Below are 403 nucleotides of genomic sequence, written 5' to 3'. Positions count from 1 at the left end.
ATGCAGCTCTATCGCGCAGAAATGCCCGGTCCGCTGAAAGATAACAAAATGCGCCCGCGAATTGCGGAAACGGCGAAAACCCTGTGGTTGATTTATGTCTTGCTGACCGTCGCCTGTGCGCTGGCGTTGTGGTTTGCCGGAATGGATGCCTTTGATGCCATCGGCCATAGCTTTGCGACTATCGCTATTGGCGGCTTCTCGACACATGATGCCAGTATCGGTTATTTCGACAGCCCGACTATTAACACTATCATTGCTATCTTCCTGCTGATCTCCGGCTGTAACTACGGTCTGCACTTTTCACTGTTAAGTGGGCGTAGTCTGAAGGTTTATTGGCGCGATCCGGAATTTCGCATGTTTATCGGCGTACAGTTTACGCTGGTGGTTATTTGTACACTCGTAC

The 403-nt window shown here is 50.4% G+C and carries 1 protein-coding gene; it reads left to right on the top strand.

Annotated elements, in window-relative coordinates; all coding sequences use genetic code 11:
* Positions 1-21: 21 nt before the first annotated feature.
* Positions 22-403 (top strand): potassium transporter TrkG (locus tag C1I98_RS40070; protein WP_368773567.1); only part of this gene is annotated, 382 nt, incomplete at its 3' end.

It is taken from the genome of Spongiactinospora gelatinilytica, from assembly GCF_003236385.1.
Taxonomy (GTDB): Bacteria; Actinomycetota; Actinomycetes; order Streptosporangiales; family Streptosporangiaceae; genus Spongiactinospora; species Spongiactinospora gelatinilytica.
The sequence above is the reverse complement of the archived record's forward strand: the minus strand, read 5'-3'. Positions and strand labels throughout refer to the sequence as shown.